This is a genomic window from Arthrobacter sp. NEB 688, assembly GCF_013201035.1.
Lineage (GTDB): Bacteria > Actinomycetota > Actinomycetes > Actinomycetales > Dermatophilaceae > Phycicoccus.
This window is the reverse complement of record NZ_CP053707.1, coordinates 2,595,850-2,616,936: the sequence shown is the minus strand read 5'-3', so window position 1 is coordinate 2,616,936 and position 21,087 is coordinate 2,595,850. Positions and strand designations below refer to the sequence as shown.

Here is a 21,087-nt window from a genome sequence, read left to right as displayed (position 1 = left end):
CCCCAGCGGAGACCGAGCCACCGACGAAGGAGTCACCGTGCCCACCACCTCCCTCCCCCCGTCCCGACGCCTCGCCGCCGCCCTGGCCGCGGGCGTCGTCTGCGTCACCGCCCTGGCCGCGTGCAGCGGGTCGGACTCCGGGGGCGCGTCGTCCGTCACCGGGGGTGTCGCGGCCGACTCCCCGGCGGGCGACGCGAAGGCTCGCGACGAGGCCTCCGTCACCCCCGAGCAGCAGTCGGGGGGCGACCGGGCCGCGACGTCCGGCGGGACGGCCGCGGTCGTGGCGGCCGTCGCCCAGCGGAAGCTGGCGCGCCGGGCCGACGTCTCGCTCGAGGTGAAGGACGTGACCCGCGCGGCGTCGGACCTGCGGGCGATTGCAGCCCGTCAGGGGGGTCTGGTCGTCGCGGAAGAGGTGTCGAGCGACCCTGCGGCGCAGAGCAGCTGGGGCACCATCACGATCTCGGTGCCGACCGCCAAGCTGGACGCGACGCTCGACGAGGTCGCCAAGGCCGGGAAGGTGCTGTCGCGGCAGACCAGCACCGACGACGTCACCGCGCAGTACGTCGACACCTCCGCCCGCGTCGAGACGATGAAGGCCAGCGTCGAGCGGGTGCGCCTGCTCATGGGGCGGGCCGACCGGCTGGCCGACATCGTCAGCCTGGAGTCGGAGCTCTCGCGCCGGCAGGCGGACCTGGAGTCGATGGAGCAGCAGCTGGCCGGTCTGGACGACCGGGTCACCCTCTCCCCCGTCACCGTCCGGCTGGCGACGGGCGACGTCGCCGCGCCGACCGAGGAGCCGACCGGCTTCGTCGCCGGCCTCGCGGCGGGCTGGGGTGCGTTCACCCGCTCGGTGCAGCTCGTGCTGACCCTGCTCGGCGCGGTGCTGCCCTTCGGTGTCGCCGTGGCCGTCGTCCTCGGACCGCTCCTCGCCTGGCTGCGTCGGCGCCGTCCGGCCGTCGTCGCGACGTCCTCGACGCCGCCGGTCGCCCCCTCGGCCTGAGGCGTCAGCGGCCCGGGACCTCCAGGGACCAGCGGGTCTCGCCGTCGACGACGACGTCCGTCGGCCCCATCCCGAGCGACCGGGCCACCGCCTCCGACGGCGCGTGGCCCGGTCGTACGTGGGCGACGACCGTGCCGACGCCGCGGCGCGTGACCTCGGCGAGGACGAGCGCGGCCGCCCGCCGCGCGATGCCCCGGCCCTGCCACGGCGTGCCGACGACCCACGCGAGCTCGGCGCACGCTCCGTCGCCCGTCAGCGTCGCCTGGACGAACCCGACGAGGGGCCCGTCGTCGCCGTCGCGGACGACCCAGGTGCACCACTCCTCGTGGGGGTCGTCGGGGCCGCGCAGCTGCCGGGTGTAGCGCTCGCGCAGCTCGTCGGTGCTGGCGGGCCGCCCGCCGGTCACCGTGTGGAGGGCGGGGTCCGCGAGGGCGAACGCCATCACGTCGGCGTGCTCGACGCGCAGCGGCTCGAGGGTCAGCCCGTGGCCGGCGAGGACGCGGTCGGCGGGCACGGGGTCAGGCGTCCCGGGCGTCCGCGGCGAGCACCTGCTCGCGCAGGATGTCGGCGTGGCCGGCGTGCTGGGCGAGCTCGCGCAGCAGGTGCAGCTGCACCCAGCGCATCGGGAGCGGGCCGCGCCGGTTCCCCAGCACGGTGTCGTCGAGGTCGACGGTCGCGGCGATGGACCGGGCTGCGGCACAGGCCTTCTCGTGGTCGGTCAGGACCGAGACGACGGTGTCGTCGTCCGCGAGCTCGAAGGTCTCGTCGACGCTCGCCGGCAGACCGATCCCCGTCCGCGGCCGGCGCAGCACGGCCTCCTCGGACCACACCCGCTCGACGAAGGTCACGTGCTTGAGCAGCCCGAGCAGCGTCGTGGCCGACGGCACGAGCCGCCGCCGCGCCTGCTCCTCGGTGAGCCCGGCGAGCGCCTCGCGCAGACCGGCCCGGTGTTCGTCGAGGAACGCGTCGAGCATCGCCCGCTCGCTCGCCGCCGGCGCCGGGTCGGTCACCGGGCCGAGACCTCGTGGACCAGCTCGACGACGCGGGTGAGCACGTCGGGGTCGGTGTGCGGCAGGACGCCGTGGCCGAGGTTGAAGACGTGCCCGGGCGCGGCGCGGCCCTCCTCGACGATCTCGACGACGCGACGCGAGAGGGCCTCCCACGGGGCGAAGAGCAGCGCGGGGTCGAGGTTGCCCTGCAGCGGCCAGCGTCCGCCGGTGCGCTCGAGGGCGTCGGTCAGCGACACCCGGTAGTCGACCCCGACGACGTCCGCGCCGGCCTCGCCCATGAGGGTCAGCAGCTCGCCGGTGCCGACCCCGAAGTGGATCCGGGGCACGCCGAGGTCGGCGACGGACGCGAGCGCGGCGGCGGAGTGCGGGGCGACGAAGCCCTCGTAGTCGGCGCGGCTGAGGAAGCCGGCCCAGGAGTCGAAGAGCTGGAGGGCCGAGGCGCCGGCCTCGCCCTGCACCCGCAGGAACGCGCCGGAGATGCGGGCGAGCCGGGCGCACAGGTCGTGCCACAGCCCGGGGTCGCCGTGCATGAGGGCCTTGGTGTGCTCGTGGTTCTTCGACGGCCCGCCCTCGACGAGGTAGGACGCGAGGGTGAACGGCGCGCCGGCGAAGCCGATGAGCGGGGTGGTGCCGAGCTCGGCGGTGAGCATCCGGACCGACTCGGTGATGTCGGGGACGTCCTCGGGGACGAGGTCGCGCAGCCGCTCGAGGTCGGCGCGGGTGCGCACCGGCTCGGCGACGACCGGGCCGACCCCGGCGACGATGTCGAGGTCGATGCCGACGGCCGCGAGCGGGACGACGATGTCGGAGAAGAAGATCGCCGCGTCGACGCCGTGGCGGCGCACCGGCTGGAGCGTGATCTCGGTGACGAGGTCGGGGCGCCGGCAGGACTCGAGCATCCCGACGCCCTCGCGGACCTTGCGGTACTCCGGCAGCGAGCGGCCGGCCTGGCGCATGAACCAGACGGGGGTGTGCGGCACGGGCAGGCCGCGGGCGGCCCGCACGAGGGCGGAGTCGGAGGCGGGCGCGGCGGCCGGGCTCGGGGAGGTCGTCACGGCTCGACATCCTCCCACCCGCCGGGGGTGCGTCCGTCCGCCGGCGGCTACAGGGCGATGAGCACGGCCCCGCCGACGGCGAGGACGACGCCGGCCTGCTGGACGCGCCGCAGCCGCTCCTTGATGACGACACGCGCCAGGACGATCGTCACGACCGGGTAGAGCGACCCGAGGACCGACGCGATGCTCACCTCGCCGCGCGAGGACGCGATGCCGAAGAGGAAGTTGGCGCCGAGGTCGCCGCAGCCGATGAGCAGCAGGCCGGGCACCTCGCGCGGGGTGACGCCTCCGGTCGAGCGCACGAGCAGCGCGACGACGAGCAGGATGCTCACCGACGTCAGGCGCATCCCCCAGAGCGTGAGGAGCGCGGAGTCCCGGGCGCCCCGGTCGATGCAGTACAGGGCGAGGCCGAAGCCGAGGGCCGCGACGGAGGCGAGCACGACCGGGCGCGGCGAGACGTCGCCGGTCAGCTCCGGCCCGCTGGCGAGCGTCACGCCGACGATCGCGACGAGCATCCCGACCCACGCCCACGGCGAGGGCGTGTCGCCGCCGGCGACGCCGAGGACGACCGGGACGACGACGCCGAGCGCGGCGATCGGCGCGACGACGCCCATGGTCCCGGCGGACAGGGCCGAGTAGAAGCAGACGAGGCCGGACATCCCGGCGAGGCCGGCGGCGACCGACCACAGGGGCCAGCCCTCGAAGGTGACGGTGTCGCGCCGGAGGAGGACGATGACGGAGACGACGAGGAGGGCCAGGCCCTGCGTCCAGCCGACGACCGCGACCGGCGGCCGGCGCCGCGAGGCGAGGCCGGCGAAGAAGTCCGAGGTGCCCCAGACCGCCGAGGAGGCGAGGGCGAGCAGGCTGACCACAGCCGCAGGCTAGGCCAGCGACGGGTTGGGTCGGGGCGGCGTCCCGCGGCGCGGCCGGCGGACGGGTCGAGGTATCAGGCCACCGTCCGGCGACGGCCGGATACCTCGAACGGCTCGCACCAGCGGGGTCGAGGTGAAACGAGACCGCCTCGTGGTCGGACATCACCTCGAACGGGCGGAGGGCCGGTCGGGTCGAGGTGAGACCCGACCACCTCGCTGTCGGACATCACCTCGACCCAGCCGCCCCGCCCACGGGAGGTTTTCCTGCACCGGCGCAACCACACGGTTGCCGCGCGGGAGGTTTCCCTCCCACCACGGGAGGGATTCATCGTGCAGCGGAAGGAACACCGTGCGCAGCGGGAGGGGTCGACCGGACGGCTGCTGATCGGCGCGCCCTGCCGCGCTGGGGCGGGCGCGCGTCCTACTGTGCTCCACGTGGCGCGCAGCACCGTGACCGGGAAGGATTCCCCGGACTTCACCCAGGCACTCGACGAGCTGCACCGTGCCCGCCTGCGGCCCGAGGTGCGGCTGACCGAGGTGCCCGCGCCCCAGCGGATCGCCCCGCACGCCGTCGCGCTGACCGCCGACGTCATCGACCCGCACGACCCCGACTCCGAGCTCGCCTCCGGTCGGTTCGTCCTGCTCCACGACCCCTCCGAGCCCGAGCCGTGGGGCGGCGCCTGGCGCGCCGTCACCTTCGCGCGGGCCGAGCTCGAGGAGGAGTTCGCGACCGAGCCGCTGCTCGGCGAGGTCGGCTGGAGCTGGCTGACCGACGCCCTCACCGCGCGCGGCGTGCCGTTCATCGCCGAGGCCGGCACCGTGACCCGCGTGGTCTCCGAGAGCTTCGGCGGCCTCGCCGACCGGCCCGCGAGCGTGGAGATGGAGCTGCGCGCGTCCTGGACCCCGCTCGGCCCCGAGGCCGGCGAGCACCTCCTCGCGTGGTCCGACCTCCTGTGCACGATCGCCGGGCTGCCTCCGCTGCCCGATGGCGTCGTCGCCCTCCCGGGCCCCCGACGGTGACCGCCGGATGAGCCAGGAGACCCCCAGCACCGACCCGATCCCGGAGGATGACCACGTGTCCGCCAGCCCCGTCGCGGAGCCCGTGCCCCTCGAGGAGCCGGCCGAGGGCGTCCCCGCCGTCGTCGAGTCCGAGCGGGCGCTCGACCGGGCCGCCGCCGCGATCGCCGCCGGCGTCGGGCCGGTCGCCATCGACGCCGAGCGCGCCTCCGGCTACCGCTACGGCCAGCGCGCCTACCTCGTGCAGCTGCGCCGCGAGGGCTCCGGCACCTGGCTCATCGACCCCGTCGCGGTCCCCGACCTCACCCCCGTCAACGAGGCCATCGGCGCGGCCGAGTGGATCCTCCACGCCGCGACCCAGGACCTCGCCTGCCTCGCCGAGGTCGGCCTGCGCCCGCGCCAGCTCTTCGACACCGAGCTCGCGGCCCGCATTCTCGGCCTGCCCCGCGTCGGCCTCGCCGCCGTCGTCGAGCACTACCTCGGGCTGCGCCTGGCCAAGGAGCACTCGGCCGTCGACTGGTCCACGCGCCCCCTGCCCGACCCGTGGCTGCGCTACGCGGCGCTCGACGTCGAGGTCCTCGGCGAGCTGCGCAACCTCATGGGCGTCGACCTCGCCGCGCAGGGCAAGGACGAGTGGGCGCGCCAGGAGTTCACCGCGCTCCTCACCTGGACCCCGACCGAGCGCGTCGACCCGTGGCGCCGGACCTCCGGCATCAACACGCTGCGATCGCGCCGGGCCGTCGGGGTCATCCGCGAGCTCTGGTACGCCCGCGACGCCATCGCCCGCGAGCGCGACACCTCGGTCGGCCGCGTGCTGCCCGACGCCGCGCTCGTCGACATCGCGACCGCCCTCCCCCGCGACACCGGCGCCCTGCCCTCGGGCCACCGCGCGATCAAGCGCTACGGCCGGCAGTGGGTCGAGGCGGTCGAGCGGGCCGTCGCCCTGCCGGAGGACGCGCTGCCCCCGCGCACCCTCCCCTCGGACGGCCCGCCGCCGCCGCGGGTCTGGGCCGACAAGAACCCCGCCGCCGCAGCCCGCCTGTCGCAGACCCGGGCCGCGCTGACCGAGTTCGCAGAGGAGCACAGCATCCCCGTCGAGAACGTCTGCTCGCCCGACCCGCTGCGCCGCGTCGTGTGGACGCCGCCGGAGCAGCGCGACCTCGAGGGCTTCTCGGCCGCGCTCGCCGCCTACGGCGTCCGCCGCTGGCAGTCCGACGTCCTCGCCCCGATGCTCGTCGCGGCGTTCGAGGCCCACCCCGACGCCTGAGCGGCGACCGCCGGCCTTGAGCCGCGGCGCTCAGCGGTACAGGCCCTCGGCGTACGCGGGGCCGTAGTAGGCGTCGAGCTCCTCGAGGGTGCGCCCGTCCGGCTCGACGTCGTGGGCGATGGCCGCCCGCCGCGGCACCTCGTCGAAGGGGCGCCACGTCTCCGGCTCCCAGAGGCCGGCGCGCAGGAACGCCTTGCTGCAGTGGAAGAACACCTGCTCGACCTCGACGACGAGGGCGAGCAGCGGGCGGTGGCCGCGCACGGTCATCTCGTCGAGGAACGGCGCGTCCGACACCAGCCGGGCCCGGCCGTTGACCCGCAGCGTGTCGCCGCGTCCGGGCAGCAGGAAGAGCAGCCCGACGTGCGGGTTGGCCAGCACGTTGCGGTAGCCGTCGACGCGGCGGTTGCCGGGCCGCTCGGCGACGGCGAGGGTGCGGCGGTCGATGACGTGGACGAGGCTCCCGGCGGGGTCGCCCTTCGGCGAGGCGTCGCACGCGCCGTCGGCGTCCGCCGTCGCCAGCACGCAGAACGGGGACGCCGCGAGCCACTCGAGGTCCACGTCCAGCAGGTGGTCGCGCTCCTTCTCGACGGCGCGCCGGGCCGGCTCACCGACGAGGGCGGCCAGCGCCTCGGCGTCGTCGACGGTCGTCCATCCGCGCTCGTCCATGGCGCTCAGGCTACGACGCGTGACCCCGGTCACCCCGGGACCTCTCGATGACTGAGCGCTTGCTTAGTACGATCGACGCAGCCCGGTCCCCGCCGGGCGGTCCCACGTCCCCGACCAGGGAGGCCACCTCGTGCCCCGTGAGCTCCAGGAGGTCGTCTTCGTCGACGGCGTCCGCACCCCCTTCGGCAAGGCCGGCGAGAAGGGCATGTACGCCCAGACCCGCGCCGACGACCTCGTCATCAAGTGCGTCCGCGAGCTGCTGCGGCGCCACCCCGAGCTGCCGACGGAGCGCGTCGAGGAGGTCGCCATCGCGGCGACCACGCAGATCGGCGACCAGGGCCTGACCCTGGGCCGGATGACCGCCCTCCTGTCCGGGCTGCCGAAGTCGACGCCGGGCTACTCCATCGACCGGATGTGCGCCGGCGCGATGACCGCCGTGACGACCGTGTCGTCCGCCATCGGCGTCGGGGCCATCGACATCGCCGTCGCCGGCGGCGTCGAGCACATGGGCCGCCACCCGATGGGCGAGGGCGTCGACCCCAACCCGCGCATCGTCGCCGAGCGCCTCGTCGACGAGTCCGCCCTCGTCATGGGCAAGACCGCCGAGAACCTCCACGACCGCTTCCCGCAGCTGACCAAGGAGCGCTGCGACGCGTTCGCCGTGGGCAGCCAGCGCAAGCTCGCCGCCGCCTACGAGGCCGGCAAGGTCCAGCCCGACCTCGTCCCCGTCGCGACCCGCCACGCCGAGAAGGGCTGGGGCCTGGCGACCACCGACGAGCCGCCGCGCCCGGGCACGACGCTCGAGGAGCTCGCCGCCCTCAAGACCCCGTTCCGCCCCCACGGCAACGTGACCGCCGGCAACGCCGCCGGTCTCAACGACGGTGCCACCGCTTGCCTCCTCGCGAGCCAGTCGGCCGCCGACGAGCTCGGCCTCCCGGTGCGGATGCGCCTGGTCTCGCACGCCTTCGTCGGCGTCGAGCCCGAGGTCATGGGCATCGGCCCGGTCCCCGCGACCGAGAAGGCCCTCGCCAAGGCGGGGCTGACCATCGACGACATCGGCCTCTTCGAGCTCAACGAGGCCTTCGCCGTCCAGGTCCTCTCCTTCCTCGACCACTTCGGCATCGCCGACGACGACGAGCGCGTCAACCCGTGGGGCGGCGCCATCGCCACCGGCCACCCGCTCGCGTCCTCCGGCGTGCGCCTCATGACCCAGCTCGCCCGCCACTTCGAGGAGCACCCCGAGGTGCGCTACGGCCTGACCGCGATGTGCATCGGCATCGGGATGGGCGGCTGCGTCATCTGGGAGAACCCGAACCATGCGGACTACCGGAAGGACGCCTGAGCCATGACCACCACCACCCAGGCCCCCGCGCTGCCCGCCGAGGTCGTCACCCGCACCCCGGTGCAGGACGTCGCGCTCCCCGGCGGCGCCGGCACCCTCGCCCTCGTCACGCTCGACAACGGCAAGGACCACACCCGCCCGAACACCTTCGGGCCCGAGGGCGTCGCCGGTCTCCAGGCCACGCTCGACACCCTGCGGGCGCGCGCCGAGGCCGGCGAGATCCAGGCCGTCGGCGTCACCGGCAAGCCGTTCGTCTTCGCCGTCGGCGCCGACCTGTCCGGAATCCCCTACGTCACCGACCGCAGCCAGGCCGTCGAGATCGCGCGGGCCGGCCACCGCGCCTTCGCGACCCTCATGGACCTGCCCGTGCCGACGTTCGCGTTCGTCAACGGCGCGGCGATGGGCGGTGGCGTCGAGCTCGCGCTCGCGGCCGACCACCGGACCATCTCGGCCGGCGTCCCCGCGTTCGCCCTGCCCGAGACCTTCCTCGGGCTCGTCCCCGGCTGGGGCGGCTGCTGGATGCTGCCGAACCTCGTCGGCGCCGAGGCCGCGCTCAAGGTCATCATCGAGAACCCGCTGTCGCAGAACCGGATGCTCGCCGCCAAGGACGTCGCCGCGATGGGCATCGCCGACGTCCTGCTCCCCCCGGCCGACTTCCTCGAGGACTCGCTGCGCTGGGCGGCCGCCGTGCTGACCGGTGCCGTCACGGTCGACCGTGACGAGGTCGACCGGTCCGCCGAGGCGTGGGACGCCGCGTGCGACCGCGCCGGCAAGGTCGTCGTCGCCAGGACGGGTGGCCGGGCCCCCGGCGCCCTGCGGGCGGTCCAGCTCGTCCGGGCGGCGCGCACCGCGTCGCGCGAGGACGCCTTCGCCGCCGAGGACGAGGCGCTCGGCGACCTCATCATGTCCGACGAGCTGCGGGCCGGCCTCTACGCCTTCGACCTCGTCCAGAAGCGGGCCAAGCGTCCCGCCGGCGCCCCCGACAAGGCGCTCGCCCGCCCGGTCACCAAGGTCGGCGTCGTCGGCGCCGGGCTGATGGCCAGCCAGCTCGCGCTGCTCTTCGCCCGCCGCCTCGGGGTGCCGGTCGTCATGACCGACCTCGACGAGGACCGCGTGACCAAGGGCGTCGACTACGTGCACCACGAGGTCGACCAGCTGCTCGCCAAGCGCCGCGTCTCCCCCGACAAGGCGTCCTTCCTCAAGGGCCTGGTCACCGGCTCGACGTCCAAGGACGGCTTCGCCGACGCCGACCTCGTCATCGAGGCCGTGTTCGAGGAGATGTCGGTCAAGCAGCAGGTCTTCGCCGAGGTCGAGGCCGTCGTCTCCGCCGAGTGCGTCCTCGCGACGAACACCTCGTCGCTCTCGATCACCGAGATGGCCAGCGGCCTCGCCCACCCGGAGCGGGTCGTCGGGCTGCACTTCTTCAACCCGGTCGCGGTCATGCCGCTGCTCGAGGTCATCCCCGGCGAGCGCACCGACGAGGCGACCCTCGCCACCGGCTTCGCGGTCGGCAAGGGCCTGAAGAAGACGTGCGTCCGGTCCAAGGACTCGGCGTCGTTCGTCGTCAACCGCCTGCTCGGCCGCTTCATGGGCGAGTACTCGCGCATCGTCGACGAGGGCACCCCGGTGGCCGTCGCGGACCGCGCCGTCGCCGGCCTCGCGCCGATGCCGCCCTTCGTCCTGCTCGGCCTCGTCGGCCCGGCGATCGCGCTGCACAACAGCGAGACCCTGCACCGCGCCTTCGGTGACCGGTTCTTCGTCTCGCCGACGCTCCGGCGCGTCGTCGAGGCGGGCAAGCGCGGCTTCTACGCGACCGACGAGCGCGGCCGACCGGTGCCCGACCCCGAGGTCGAGGCGATGCGCGAGCAGCCCGCCGAGCCGGTCGAGCTCTCCGTCGACGAGGTGCGCGAGCGGGTGCTCGGCGCCATCGCCGAGGAGGTCGGGCTGATGCTCGCCGAGGGCGTCGTCGAGGCCCCGATGGACATCGACCTCGCGATGATCACCGGCGCCGGCTTCCAGTTCTGGAACGGCGGGATCATCCCCCTGCTGGACCGCGAGGGCGTGACCACCCGGGTGCTCGGCCGCCGGGTCCTCCCCCACGGCGTCGCGAGCGTCCCGGCCACCGCCTGACCGCCCGCACGACCCTCACGACGACGGCACGGACCCCACGGTCCGTGCCGTCGTCGCAGGTCACGGGCATGCCTGAGAGAGCCCCCAGGACGCGCGGCTCCGGACGTCGCGATATCTCATATCTGATCTACCATGGGTGACGTGACGACCTCCACCGACACCTACCTGACCCGGATCGGCACCCTCATCCGGGACGCCCGCCGCCACCAGGGGCTGACCCAGAGCGAGCTCGCGGAGCTCCTCGGCACCAGCCAGAGCGCGGTCGCCCGGATCGAGCAGGGCAAGCAGAACCTCTCGCTCGAGATGCTCGCCCGCGTCGGCGAGAAGCTCGACAGCGAGTTCGTCTCGCTCGGCCACTCCGGTCCCCAGCACCTGCGGATCGTCGGGGGGCGCAAGCTCTCCGGCTCGATCCCCGTCAAGACGAGCAAGAACGCCGCCGTCGCCCTCCTGTGCGCCAGCCTGCTCAACAAGGGCCGCACGACGCTGCGCAACCTCGCGCGCATCGAGGAGGTCAACCGGATCATCGAGGTCCTCACCTCGATCGGCGTCAAGGTCCGCTGGCTGCCCGACAGCAACGACCTCGAGATCGTGCCGCCGGCGCGCCTGGACCTCGACGGCATCGACATCGACGCCGCCCGCCGCACGCGCACCGTCATCATGTTCCTCGGTCCGCTGCTCGCCGAGTACGACGCCTTCCAGCTGCCCTACGCCGGTGGCTGCGACCTCGGCACGCGCACCGTCGAGCCGCACCTGTCGGCGCTGCGCCACTTCGGGCTCGACGTCACGGCGACGCACGGCTTCTACGAGGCCGCGGTCGACCGCAACCGCCACCCGAAGCGCGCCATCGTCCTCACCGAGCGCGGCGACACCGTGACCGAGAACGTCCTCCTGGCCGCTGCCCGGTACGAGGGCACGACGGTCATCCGCAACGCCTCCCCGAACTACATGGTCCAGGACCTGTGCTTCTTCCTGCGCGGCCTCGGGGTCGAGATCGACGGCATCGGCACGACGACCCTCACCGTCACCGGTGTCGGCAAGGTCGACACCGACATCGAGTACTTCCCCTCCGAGGACCCGATCGAGGCGATGAGCCTCATCGCGGCCGCCGTCGTCACCGAGTCGACGATCACCATCGAGCGCGTGCCGATCGAGTTCCTCGAGATCGAGCTGGCGACCCTCGAGGAGATGGGGCTGACGTTCGACCTCACCGAGGAGTACCTCGCGAACAACGGGCACACCCGCCTCGTCGACCTGACGATCCACCCGGGCCCGCTCACCGCGCCGGTCGACAAGATCGCGCCGATGCCCTTCCCGGGCCTCAACATCGACAACCTGCCGTTCTTCGCGCTCATCGCCGCGTGCGCCGAGGGCACGACGATGATCCACGACTGGGTCTACGAGAACCGCGCGATCTACCTCACCGAGCTGACGAAGATCGGCGCCCAGGTGCAGCTGCTCGACCCGCACCGGGTGATGATCAGCGGCCCGACGCCGAAGTGGCGCGCCGCCGAGGTCATGTGCCCGCCGGCGCTGCGTCCCGGCGTCGTCGTGCTCCTCGCGATGCTCGCCGCGCCCGGCACCTCGGTGCTGCGCAACGTCTACGTCATCAACCGCGGGTACGAGGACCTCGCCGAGCGCCTCAACGCCCTCGGCGCGACGATCGAGACCTTCCGCGACATCTGAGGGTCCTCCCGTGACCGGCGTCGAGCGCCCGCTGCCGGGCCAGGTGGTGACGGTCTTCCGCAACCGCCTGCGCCCTGAGCACGAGGGCGCCTACCGGGACGAGCTCGCCGTCGTGGCCGAGCTCGCCCGGTCGATGCCGGGGTTCGTCGAGACCAAGACCTTCGTCGCCGACGACGGCGAGCGGGCGACGATCGTCACGTTCGCCGACGCCGCGTCGCACCGGGGGTGGCGTGACCACCCGCGCCACCGCGAGGCGCAGCGGCACGGCATCAGCGACTACTACGCCGAGTACTCCATCGCCGTCGGCGAGACGTCGTACGCGTCGTCGTTCACGCACCGCACCGACGCCTGAGCGCTGCCTCGCCCTCTCGACAGGGACCGCTCCCCCGGCGCACACTGCGGGGATGGAGCGCTCCGTCCCCGGTCGCAGCGCGGTCGTCCCCGACGCCCGCGGCGAGGGGCGTGCGCTGCGCGTGACGTGGCACCCCGAGGCCGGCGTCGTCGTCCTGTCGGTGTGGCGCGACAACGTCTGCGTCGCGACGACCCGGCTCTCGCCCGACGAGGCCGCCGGGCTGGTCGAGGTGCTGGCCTCCGGCCTCGCCGACGGCTACGACGGCGTGCCGCAGGCGCATCCCGAGGCCGGCTGAGCCCTTCCCTCGACCCGTCGTCAGGGGAAGTCGGGCCCGGCCTCCAGCCGCAGCCGGAGCAGCACGTCGAGAGCGACCGAGTCGCCGTCCCGTCCGCCGGCGCCGACCTGGAGCGGGGCGTCGGTCGGCTCCACGTGGATGCCGGTCAGCCGCCCCCGCAGGCTCGGGGCGACGACGAGGACGTACCAGCGGCCGTCGGCGCCGACCGCGGCCCGGTGGTCCCGACGCACGTACCAGCCCTCGACGTCGGTGCGCAGCGTGCCGCTGCCGCTGTACGGGTGGGCCCGCAGCCGGATCGGCTCGACGCCCGCCGCGCGCATCGCCTCGGCGAACTCCGCCACCATCGGGGCGGTGCGACGCGCCTCGGCCTCGGCCGCGCGGGCGGCGGCCGCGTGGTGGTACTCGGCGTTCTCCCGGGCCTGCCGGCGGCGCTCGGCAGCAAGGTCGGTCGGGTCGCTCTGCGAGGTCACCGTCCGATCATCGCAGCGCTGTGCGCAACCACGGCGTCGGCGGCGGGTCGGATGCAGGCCGAGCCTGCGCGCATCCGTCCTCTCCTGCCGAGGAGCGCGAGGTTCCCCGTCATCCCAGGGATGGCGGGGAAATCGGCTGGTGACAGGGTTGCATCCCCGTCACCAGCCGACTTCCGCGTCATCACTATCACGACGCGGTTGCTCGGCCGCCCGTCCTCATCTGCCGCCGGCCGTGCAGGACGAGCGCCTTCGAGCGCGGTGTCGTTGAGCCGGTCAGGTCCGCTCGGGCCACGGCCACTCGACCGTCATCGACCTACCGACGTCGAGCGCTCGCCATTGCCGTGACAGCACGTCGAGACGCTCGAACGCCCGGTCGAGCTCGCTGGCCGTGAGGTCGGTCGCCGGTGGGTCCTGGCGCACGGAGTGACTGCCCGGCACGTGACCGCTGTGGCGCAGCCAGCGCGGGTAGACCTGCGCCGCGAGGTCCTCCGAGCGCCCCATGTCGCCTCCGGTGGACCTGTTGCGTCGCTCGACCTGACGTGCCCACGCCTTGGTCCGCAGCTCCTGGGTCGGCACGAAGGTCCCGGCGTTGCCGCCCGCGGCGAGCTGGCCGAAGATCCCCTGCCGCAGACCGATCTCCTGCTCAACCACGAGGTGCACCAGGTCGTGAGGGATCAGGTCGGAGTAGCCCGGCGCGGGGTCCAGGCGGAGGTCTCCGTGCAGCGTGCGCAGGACGGCGACCGCGTACCGCCGGTGGGCGGTGCGCTCGAACCTGACCTCCATGCCGGTCACGCTAGCTCTCCGACACAGCCCGTCCCAACAGCATTTCGGCGCTGCTGCAGCACGGGCGAGATCGCCCGCGTCTGTCGTCCCAGACCACAGGATGCGGCGCGCGCCCAGCAGCGCATCGTCCGGTGCGCGCCTCCACGGTCAGCGCCTCACCATGCTCCGAAGGCCCTCCCCGGCCGGCGCCGACGACCTCGGATCCCGCACGGCCATCCCCGGCGTCACCGACGGGCGTTCCAGACGAGCGGCGCCCGGCGGACCCAGGCGTCGTTCTCGACGGTATCGACGAGAAAGCCTGCGAGGTCGCTGCGGTTGACGAACCGCCCCGGCTTCCCCGTGCCCGGGACAGCGGCATGCAGGGGTCCGCGGGCGGGTCTGTCGGTCAGGGCGACGGCGCGGGCGAGGGTCCAGTCGACGTCCGAGGCGCGCAGGGCTGCATCGACGCCGTTGTGGTCGGCGAAACCCACCTTGATGTTGGAGTGGGTGATCAGGCCGCGCATCAGCGGGCTGATCCGCCGCCAGTCCTCCGCGACACCCTGGCTTGAGGTGGCCACGATGCGGGTGATGCCCTGCTCGCCCATGACGGTGAGGGTGGAGCGGGCCGCGTCGGTCATGAAGGTCGGCGGGCTGACGGGCGCGGCCCACGGGTTGTCCGAGGCACGGCCGTTGTTGAGGACGCTGATGACCGCGTCCGCGCCTTCGGCGGCTCGGCGGATGTCGTCGATCCTCGCGGGGGTGCCGGTGATCAGCTGCACCCCCTCCGGTGCGGCCACCCGGGAGGGGTCGCGGACCAGCGCCCGGACGTGGTGACCGCGGGCGACGGCGTGCGCGAGGACGTGGATGCCGGTGCGGCCGCTGCCGCCCAGCACGAGCAACGTGCTCATGGAGGGGCTCCTTCTGGGGGATGGTGACGGGTTGCCGTTGGTGCGGTAACAGTCGTCGGTGTGTGAATCGAGTGGTCATGGCGGTTCGGCGGAAGCTCTCGGGCCCGTGCACGGCCTGGCCGGAGGACAGCGCGTTCATCCGGGAGGTGCTGGACCGCATCGGCGACAAGTGGACGGTGCTGGTGATCAGCACCCTGGCCTCGGGACCGCTGAGGTACTCCGACCTGCACGCGAGCGTGCCGGGAATCTCGCAGCGCATGCTGACCGTCACGGTCAAGGAGCTCGAGCGCGACGGACTCGTCACCCGGACCGCCTACCCCGAGGTGCCTCCACGCGTGGTGTACGAGCTGACCGAGCTCGGCCAGTCGCTGCGGGAGGCGGTGCTGGCCCTCGCCGGCTGGGCGGCCGGCCACCACGAGGCGGTCGCCGCCCACCGGGCGCAGCACGTGCTCACCGGCGTGGGTCGGGCCGCGGCTGCGGGACCTCGCTGAGCTCCGTGGCCGGCTCCGCGCGAGCCGGCCCCGCCGGAGCGGGGACGACGCACTGACCGGTCCCGGGGTGGCAGACGCCGACGGGATCGCCCGCGATGACGACAAGGGGCTGCACCCGCTCAGTCACGGGCCGCCGCCTCGGACGACGGGCCGGCGACCTGATCGAGGAGCTCGCCGTACACCCCGGCCGGCTGCGCACCCGGCACCGCCACCCGTCGGTCGACGACCACGAAGGGGACTCCCGTCAGCCCCAGCGCGGCACCCTCGCGGCGGTCGGCACGAACGGCCTCGGCGTACTCGCCACCGGCCAGGACGCGCCGGACCCGCTCGGCGTCCAGACCCACCGACTCCGCGACCCGGGCCAGCTCGTGGCCGTCGAAGGGGTTGACCGCGCCGGCGAAGAACTGGTCCTTGAGTGCGGTGAAAAGGACTGTCCCGAGGCCCTGTTCGCCGGCGTGGTGCAGGAGGCGGTGGACGTCGAACGTGTTGGCGTTCAGCCGGTCGAGCGAGAACGCCAGCCCCTCGCTCCGGGCGAGCGCCTGGATGCGTCGTTCGGCCTCCAGCACGACCGAGGCGTCACCGCCGTGGGAGCGAATGAACGCGCTCTCGATGGTCTCCGGCTCCCGCGGCGCGTCCGGGTTCAGCTCGAAGGACCGCAGTCGCACCTCGAACCGGTCCGCATCGCTCCGCCGGTCGATCGCCGCGCGGAGCCGGTGCGTGCCGACGTAGCACCACGGGCAGCCCAGGTCGGTCCACACCTCGACCACCACCGACGCGTCCTGCACGCCCATCCGTCGCTCCTCCCACGCTCGTCACGAACGACTGGTTCGTCACGCCATCGTGCGCGACCTCGGGAGGGCGTACAAAAGGCACCTCGGCGTTCGTCGGCCGACGCCGTCAGCGCTCACCCGCGCACACGAGATGCCGGTGCGACTCCTCGACCGACCTCGACGTCCGGAGCGAGCTCACTCGTCGCTCTCGCACAGGACCGTGACGTCCGCGACGCACACGGCGACGTGGACGTCGAACCGCTGGGAGCTGCGTTTCCCGTCGACGAGGTAGTCCACGACCAGACCGTCCGAGGACCATCGGCCCTCTCGCAGACCGGTGACGACGAGGACCAGCCCCCACCGGTGACCGGCCCGGATGACCACCCCCGCCGGCTCGGCCAGCGTCCAGCCGCCGGGGACTCCCGACTCCCTCCCGTCCAGCTCGTCCGCGGTGATCGCACCGATGCCGCCCGCTGGGCCGACCTCGTAGGCCCGGACCCCGTCGTTGCGAGCCACCCGCGGGTCCATCCCCGAACCCTCCACCCGAGCCCCCAGCAGCTGCACCCGCCGCCCCGGGTCGGCCAGCACCAGCTGATCCAACCCGAGCACGACGGTGTCGCCGACAGGGCGCGTGAACCCGACCCCGCCCTCACCGCCCACCGAGAAAGCCAGCGGCGCCGACTGCGTCACCACCAACCAGCCGGTCAGCAGGACCACCGCTGCCGACACCACCCGCCTCCGCCGCAACGACGCCCACCCCATGCGGCATTCATAGCGCCTTCACGAGCACGTGCGCTGGTGAACACGACGACGGGACGGCAACGCCACCCTGAACGCCTGGGCGCGGCCGGGTCGGCCTCTGCCCGAGTACCGTCGGCACGTGGCCGACCCCGAGGTCTCGAAGGTCAAGCTCGCGCTGGGACTCGTCCTGGGTCTGGCGGGTGCGGTCTTCGTCGCCCTGTTGTTCGGCGTGGGCGAACAGCACACCGGCATCAACGGGGTCGGGGGTCGGCCCGACTCCACGCGCTTGGACCTCGCGGTGGAGAGCTGCAACCAGAGCCCACGGGTCGAGGTCGTCGAGACCGAGTCGCAGGTCAGCGTGAGCGCGTTCATCCGCCGGCCCGGCCTGCTGGATGGTCGAGGCGACTGCCTCGACCTCGTGCGCGTGACGCTGGACTCCGAGCTCGGTGACCGCACGGTCGTCGACACCGCCTCCGGACGGCAGCTGGTGCCGCAAGCCGAATAACAGGTTCGAACTGCACCGCATGACCGCGCTCCTCGTCCTGGGCGCTGCAACACTTCCTGCCGTGACCGTCACCGCTGCCGTCGTCGCCACGCTCGTCCTCGTCGCGATCTCCGGCGTCCAGGTCGCAGCGGCAGCCGGGCGACCCGTGGGCCGCTTCGTGTGGGGCGGACAGCACGAGGTCCTGCCCCACAGGCTGCGGGTCGGCAGCGCCGTCTCGGTCGTGATCTATGCCGGGATGGCGATCGTGCTCATCGCTCGAGCGACCGGGAGGCACGGGGCGTTCGGGGTCATCACCTGGGTGCTCGTCGGCTACTTCGCACTGGGCGTCGTCATGAACGCACTGTCCCGGAGCCGGTCGGAGCGCCTGGCCATGACGCCGGCCTGCGCCGTCCTCTCGGGCTGCTCCGTGCTGGTGGCCCTGGGCGCCTGACCTCCTGCGGCCCGGACCAGCCCGCGGCTCCGGCGAATCCCACAACGCTGCGCACGCGCCGTGCCACAGTGGACGGGTGCACAGGGGACGGATGCTCGCGGCGTTGGCGGCAGTCCTCGTCCTCGGAGGTTGCGGCAGCGGAAACACAACGGAACCCGTTGGCCCGCAGAGCAGCTCGACGACCGGCTCGACGAACGAGACATCGGCGGACGGCGCGGACCTTCCCGACGCCGACCCGGCCTTCGCCGAGCACTTCACCGACCCGGTGTACGACGACCCGGCAGGAGAGTTCGCACCGTTCGGGACGGACGAGGGATTCGATCTCGTGTGGGAATGGTCCGACCGGCGGGACGAGCTGGGACCGACGACCACGGTCGCCGACCTCGTGGACGGCAGTGGTCTCGCCGATGTCGCGTCGCAGCTCGACGTCCCGGAGCGCGCCGGCATCCCTGCAGCCGGCGGACAGGTGGACGCGGCCACCATCACCATCGGCGCCGGCTTCTCCCTGCTGCGCCTGACCGGACACATCGACGACGACGGACGTCGCCGGACGCTCCAGGCACTCGACGTGCTCATCGACCGCTACGACGCCCCCGTCGAGCTCGTCCACCAGCGAGCGGACCTGGAGTCCTGGCCCACCTGAGCAGGACCGGACTCCAGCGCATCGCGACGACCCCCATCCGCATCGAACGGGCCACGGACGGACCGCGCGCCGCCTACGCTCCGACCATGGCCGGTTCTGTCGAAGGGGACGAGTCGCGCGTGCTCGACGCCGCGGACTCGCGCATCTACGGCGTCGTGTGGCTCGGGCTGCTGGCCGCCGCCGTGGGGACGGTGATCGGCCTGTGGCTGGCCCTCTCCGACGAGGGCTCCCTCGCGATCGGGGCTGCGGTGACCGCCACGTCCGTGGCCCTCGGCGCACTCGTCTACCTGGTCAGCAAGGTGCTCGACCGGCTCTGAGGCCGCGGCTCCTCGGCCGGGCCCGGCCAGGGCCGGGACGGAAATCGGCGTCCCCGTCGGCCTCTCCCCCGATCGCGTGACGCCGCACCCGCCGAGGTGCGACGATGCCGCGATGATCCGCTACCTGCCGGTGCTGCTCGAAGTGGCGTTGACGGTCTACTGCCTCATCGACGCCATCCAGACCGACGAGCTGGTCATGCGCAACCTGCCGAAGATGGCGTGGATCCTCATCATCCTGCTCTTCCCGATCGTCGGGGGCGTGGCGTGGCTGGTCGCCGGCCGACCCACCCGGGACACCTGGACGGGACGCACCCAGCAGCAGCGCTGGGAGGACCACCGTCTCGACCAGGAGTGGCGCCGCGAGCAGGAACGACGCCGCTCCCGCGGGCCGGACGACGACCCGGACTTCCTCAAGGGCATCTAGGGTCCGGACTCGTCGACCGGGCGGGAGCACAGTGGACACCGCCCGACCTCCGCTGCGTCAACCGGTCGGTGCGGCTCGTGAGGACGAGGCCCGGGCGAGAAGACCGGTGACCAGCCCGCCGACGAATCCGAGCAGGCAGGCCGGCACACCGACCTCGAGGACGGCGAACCACGCGGTGGGTGGGTAGGCGACCAGGCCCAGGACGAGGCCGACCAGGGCTCCGAGCAGACCGACGACCACTGCGCCGGTGACGGCGTGGCGAGCCGGGGTGGGGAGCGCTCGCAGTGCGTCGACCATCTCGATACCCCTCTCGTTCGGCCCTCCCAGTGTGGACCGCGCGCCGGTCGGGCGGAAGGCCCCACCATCTCCGCCGTACGGTGGTGCGTGTGGCGAAGGAGCAACGGCGGGTCCCGGGCGACGCGCTGGTGCACCTGCGCCGGGCGCGCGACGTCATCGACCGGCGCTTCGCCGAGGACCTCGACCTCGAGCTGCTCGCCGCGACCGCCCTCATGAGCAAGTTCCACTTCGTGCGCAGCTTCGCGGCCGTGTACGGCACGACGCCGGTGGCCTACCTCGGCGAGCGCCGCGTCGAGCGGGCGCAGGACCTGCTGCGCACGACGAACCTCACGGTGACGGAGGTCTGCCACGCCGTCGGCTACTCGAGCCTCGGGTCCTTCTCGGCGCGATTCCGCGAGGTCGTCGGCGAGACGCCCCGCGACTTCCAGAGCCGCTACGCCCGCGAGGGGGCTCCGCGCATCCCGGGGTGCTGGGTGTTCATGACCGGCCTCGTCGAGCGGCGCGAGCCGACGGGGGCGAGACCGAGGACGAGCAATCCGGGAGAAGCGTCGGGCTGACGTCGGCTCGTAACGTCGAGCCATGATCACCAACGTCTCCCTCGTGTCCGTCTGGGTCCAGGACCTCGACGAGTCCCTCGCCTTCTACACCGACGTCCTCGGGTTCACGCCGCAGGACGACATCACCCTCGGCGAGGACTTCCGCTGGGTCACCGTGACCCACCCGTCGCAGCCCGAGCTCTCCCTGCACCTGACGACCCCGAGCAAGCCGCTGTCCGACGAGCTCATCGCCGCCATGCAGCGGGCCCAGCGCGACGGCGGCCTCCCGGGCGTCGGCCTGCAGGTCGACGACTGCCGGCGGACGGTGGAGGAGCTGCGGGCCAAGGGCGTCGAGTTCCTCCAGGAGGCGCAGGAGCGCCCCTACGGCGTGGAGGCGCTCATGCGGGACAACTCGGGCAACTGGATGGTCCTCGTCGAGCCTCGCGAGTTCACGCCCGAGGACTTCGAGGGCTCCGGCATCGGCTGAGGTCTCCCCCATCAGCCCTGGCGCCGAGTCAGTGCAGGGTGGCGTCCGCCGGGGTGACGCGCCACGCGTGGAGGCGGACGGTGAGCCCGGGGCGGGTGGGCGCGCAGACGAACGGACCCGCCTCCACCGCCAGGTCCTCGTCGAGCGGCAGCACCCGGATCATGACGAAGGGCTCGCCCTCGACCTTCGCGCGGACGGTGACCGCGTCCCCGGTTCGGCTGGCGCGCACCGTCACCCGGCGCCCCGCCCAGTCGGGGACCGGGAAGGCGGACCAGTCCGAGCGGTCGCGGGTGGCGACCACCCCGACGCACGGGACGCCGTCGACGAACTCGACCCCGGCCTTGACCCACTGCGTCGGTGAGGCGCGCAGGAACACGCCGGCCTGGTCGAACTGGTCGGTGAAGGCCACCGTGAAGGTCACCTCGACCGCGCGGTCCGGGTCGAGGGGACGCAGGAGGGCGTGCTCCGAGTCGTGGACGAACCCGTACGAGGTGGTCCGCCACGCGTCCGACCCCTCGGACGCCGTCACGAGGAGGTCCTGGCCGTCGACCTCGGCGCGCACGGGCTCGTGGGTCCACGACCCCTCGGACCACGGGATGCTCACGGTCGACACGGCC

The 21,087-nt window shown here is 73.5% G+C and carries 28 protein-coding genes; 16 read left to right on the top strand and 12 right to left on the bottom strand.

Features of this window, described 5'->3' with window-relative positions:
- Positions 1 to 37: 37 nt before the first annotated feature.
- Positions 38 to 1,000, top strand: coding sequence for a DUF4349 domain-containing protein (locus HL663_RS12255; RefSeq protein WP_173028646.1), 963 nt, complete (start codon positions 38 to 40; stop codon positions 998 to 1,000).
- Positions 1,001 to 1,004: 4 nt separating this feature from the next.
- On the opposite strand, the gene HL663_RS12250 is transcribed toward HL663_RS12255, so the two are convergent.
- Genes HL663_RS12250 through HL663_RS12235 form a run of 4 tightly spaced genes read right to left on the bottom strand, consistent with a single transcriptional unit; the run spans position 1,005 to position 3,937 of the window.
- On the bottom strand, positions 1,005 to 1,514 hold the full coding sequence (locus HL663_RS12250) for a GNAT family N-acetyltransferase (protein ID WP_286175594.1): 510 nt from the start codon (positions 1,512 to 1,514) through the stop codon (positions 1,005 to 1,007).
- Positions 1,515 to 1,518: 4 nt separating this feature from the next.
- A complete protein-coding gene (locus HL663_RS12245) occupies positions 1,519 to 1,974 on the bottom strand; it encodes a DinB family protein (protein ID WP_173030147.1) in 456 nt (151 codons plus the stop codon).
- Positions 1,975 to 2,006: 32 nt separating this feature from the next.
- Positions 2,007 to 3,065 (bottom strand): uroporphyrinogen decarboxylase, encoded by a 1,059-nt coding sequence (hemE, locus tag HL663_RS12240; RefSeq protein WP_173028645.1) that lies wholly within the window; start codon positions 3,063 to 3,065, stop codon positions 2,007 to 2,009.
- Between the two features lie 47 nt (positions 3,066 to 3,112).
- Positions 3,113 to 3,937 (bottom strand): DMT family transporter, encoded by an 825-nt coding sequence (locus HL663_RS12235; RefSeq protein WP_173028644.1) that lies wholly within the window; start codon positions 3,935 to 3,937, stop codon positions 3,113 to 3,115.
- Between the two features lie 435 nt (positions 3,938 to 4,372).
- Here HL663_RS12235 and HL663_RS12230 point away from each other — a divergent pair, with 435 nt between their 5' ends.
- Positions 4,373 to 4,957, top strand: a complete 585-nt coding sequence (locus HL663_RS12230; protein ID WP_173028643.1) for a DUF3000 domain-containing protein — start codon at positions 4,373 to 4,375, stop codon at positions 4,955 to 4,957.
- Between the two features lie 55 nt (positions 4,958 to 5,012).
- Positions 5,013 to 6,221, top strand: a complete 1,209-nt coding sequence (locus tag HL663_RS12225; RefSeq protein WP_286175593.1) for an HRDC domain-containing protein — start codon at positions 5,013 to 5,015, stop codon at positions 6,219 to 6,221.
- Between the two features lie 30 nt (positions 6,222 to 6,251).
- On the opposite strand, the gene HL663_RS12220 is transcribed toward HL663_RS12225, so the two are convergent.
- Positions 6,252 to 6,887, bottom strand: coding sequence for a pyridoxamine 5'-phosphate oxidase family protein (locus HL663_RS12220; protein WP_173028641.1), 636 nt, complete (start codon positions 6,885 to 6,887; stop codon positions 6,252 to 6,254).
- Positions 6,888 to 7,017: 130 nt separating this feature from the next.
- Between HL663_RS12220 and HL663_RS12215 the strand changes: the two genes are divergently transcribed.
- From HL663_RS12215 to HL663_RS12195, 5 genes are all read left to right on the top strand, one after another.
- Positions 7,018 to 8,229, top strand: coding sequence for a thiolase family protein (locus HL663_RS12215; protein ID WP_173028640.1), 1,212 nt, complete (start codon positions 7,018 to 7,020; stop codon positions 8,227 to 8,229).
- 3 nt (positions 8,230 to 8,232) lie between these two features.
- Positions 8,233 to 10,359, top strand: coding sequence for a 3-hydroxyacyl-CoA dehydrogenase NAD-binding domain-containing protein (locus HL663_RS12210; RefSeq protein WP_173028639.1), 2,127 nt, complete (start codon positions 8,233 to 8,235; stop codon positions 10,357 to 10,359).
- A gap of 141 nt (positions 10,360 to 10,500) precedes the next feature.
- On the top strand, positions 10,501 to 12,042 hold the full coding sequence (locus HL663_RS12205) for a helix-turn-helix domain-containing protein (RefSeq protein WP_286175592.1): 1,542 nt from the start codon (positions 10,501 to 10,503) through the stop codon (positions 12,040 to 12,042).
- Between the two features lie 10 nt (positions 12,043 to 12,052).
- The gene (locus HL663_RS12200) at positions 12,053 to 12,394 is read left to right on the top strand and encodes an antibiotic biosynthesis monooxygenase family protein (protein WP_173028637.1); all 342 of its coding nucleotides are present in this window, start codon (positions 12,053 to 12,055) and stop codon (positions 12,392 to 12,394) included.
- 52 nt (positions 12,395 to 12,446) lie between these two features.
- Entirely contained in the window at positions 12,447 to 12,689 is a 243-nt protein-coding gene (locus tag HL663_RS12195) for a hypothetical protein (protein WP_173028636.1), read from the top strand.
- A 20-nt stretch (positions 12,690 to 12,709) separates the two neighbouring features.
- On the opposite strand, the gene HL663_RS12190 is transcribed toward HL663_RS12195, so the two are convergent.
- From HL663_RS12190 to HL663_RS12180, 3 genes are all read right to left on the bottom strand, one after another.
- The gene (locus HL663_RS12190; protein ID WP_173028635.1) at positions 12,710 to 13,159 is read right to left on the bottom strand and encodes a hypothetical protein; all 450 of its coding nucleotides are present in this window, start codon (positions 13,157 to 13,159) and stop codon (positions 12,710 to 12,712) included.
- Between the two features lie 273 nt (positions 13,160 to 13,432).
- The gene (locus HL663_RS12185) at positions 13,433 to 13,942 is read right to left on the bottom strand and encodes a hypothetical protein (protein WP_173028634.1); all 510 of its coding nucleotides are present in this window, start codon (positions 13,940 to 13,942) and stop codon (positions 13,433 to 13,435) included.
- 224 nt (positions 13,943 to 14,166) lie between these two features.
- The gene (locus tag HL663_RS12180) at positions 14,167 to 14,829 is read right to left on the bottom strand and encodes an NAD(P)-dependent oxidoreductase (RefSeq protein ID WP_173028633.1); all 663 of its coding nucleotides are present in this window, start codon (positions 14,827 to 14,829) and stop codon (positions 14,167 to 14,169) included.
- A gap of 77 nt (positions 14,830 to 14,906) precedes the next feature.
- Between HL663_RS12180 and HL663_RS12175 the strand changes: the two genes are divergently transcribed.
- A complete protein-coding gene (locus tag HL663_RS12175) occupies positions 14,907 to 15,320 on the top strand; it encodes a winged helix-turn-helix transcriptional regulator (protein WP_173028632.1) in 414 nt (137 codons plus the stop codon).
- A 119-nt stretch (positions 15,321 to 15,439) separates the two neighbouring features.
- On the opposite strand, the gene HL663_RS12170 is transcribed toward HL663_RS12175, so the two are convergent.
- Complete coding sequence (locus tag HL663_RS12170; protein ID WP_173028631.1) at positions 15,440 to 16,111, bottom strand: DsbA family oxidoreductase; 672 nt, start codon at positions 16,109 to 16,111, stop codon at positions 15,440 to 15,442.
- A 174-nt stretch (positions 16,112 to 16,285) separates the two neighbouring features.
- A complete protein-coding gene (locus HL663_RS12165; protein ID WP_173028630.1) occupies positions 16,286 to 16,807 on the bottom strand; it encodes a hypothetical protein in 522 nt (173 codons plus the stop codon).
- 163 nt (positions 16,808 to 16,970) lie between these two features.
- Between HL663_RS12165 and HL663_RS12160 the strand changes: the two genes are divergently transcribed.
- From HL663_RS12160 to HL663_RS12140, 5 genes are all read left to right on the top strand, one after another.
- A complete protein-coding gene (locus tag HL663_RS12160; protein ID WP_173028629.1) occupies positions 16,971 to 17,336 on the top strand; it encodes a hypothetical protein in 366 nt (121 codons plus the stop codon).
- Between the two features lie 61 nt (positions 17,337 to 17,397).
- Complete coding sequence (locus HL663_RS12155; RefSeq protein ID WP_173028628.1) at positions 17,398 to 17,766, top strand: hypothetical protein; 369 nt, start codon at positions 17,398 to 17,400, stop codon at positions 17,764 to 17,766.
- 76 nt (positions 17,767 to 17,842) lie between these two features.
- Positions 17,843 to 18,409 carry a hypothetical protein gene (locus tag HL663_RS12150; protein WP_173028627.1) on the top strand — a complete coding sequence of 189 codons (567 nt, stop codon included), beginning with the start codon at positions 17,843 to 17,845 and terminating at the stop codon, positions 18,407 to 18,409.
- A gap of 86 nt (positions 18,410 to 18,495) precedes the next feature.
- The gene (locus HL663_RS12145) at positions 18,496 to 18,726 is read left to right on the top strand and encodes a hypothetical protein (RefSeq protein WP_173028626.1); all 231 of its coding nucleotides are present in this window, start codon (positions 18,496 to 18,498) and stop codon (positions 18,724 to 18,726) included.
- A gap of 112 nt (positions 18,727 to 18,838) precedes the next feature.
- Positions 18,839 to 19,150: a PLD nuclease N-terminal domain-containing protein gene (locus tag HL663_RS12140; RefSeq protein WP_173028625.1), complete on the top strand. Its 312-nt coding sequence runs from the start codon at positions 18,839 to 18,841 to the stop codon at positions 19,148 to 19,150.
- Between the two features lie 57 nt (positions 19,151 to 19,207).
- On the opposite strand, the gene HL663_RS12135 is transcribed toward HL663_RS12140, so the two are convergent.
- Positions 19,208 to 19,447 (bottom strand): hypothetical protein, encoded by a 240-nt coding sequence (locus tag HL663_RS12135; protein WP_173028624.1) that lies wholly within the window; start codon positions 19,445 to 19,447, stop codon positions 19,208 to 19,210.
- An 89-nt stretch (positions 19,448 to 19,536) separates the two neighbouring features.
- On the opposite strand from HL663_RS12135, the gene HL663_RS12130 reads away from it, so the two are divergent.
- Entirely contained in the window at positions 19,537 to 20,004 is a 468-nt protein-coding gene (locus HL663_RS12130; RefSeq protein ID WP_173028623.1) for a helix-turn-helix transcriptional regulator, read from the top strand.
- A gap of 22 nt (positions 20,005 to 20,026) precedes the next feature.
- Positions 20,027 to 20,470, top strand: coding sequence for a VOC family protein (locus tag HL663_RS12125; RefSeq protein WP_173028622.1), 444 nt, complete (start codon positions 20,027 to 20,029; stop codon positions 20,468 to 20,470).
- Between the two features lie 28 nt (positions 20,471 to 20,498).
- Here HL663_RS12125 and HL663_RS12120 read toward each other — a convergent pair whose 3' ends face one another.
- On the bottom strand, positions 20,499 to 21,083 hold the full coding sequence (locus HL663_RS12120) for a DUF1349 domain-containing protein (RefSeq protein WP_286175590.1): 585 nt from the start codon (positions 21,081 to 21,083) through the stop codon (positions 20,499 to 20,501).
- Positions 21,084 to 21,087 lie beyond the last annotated feature (4 nt).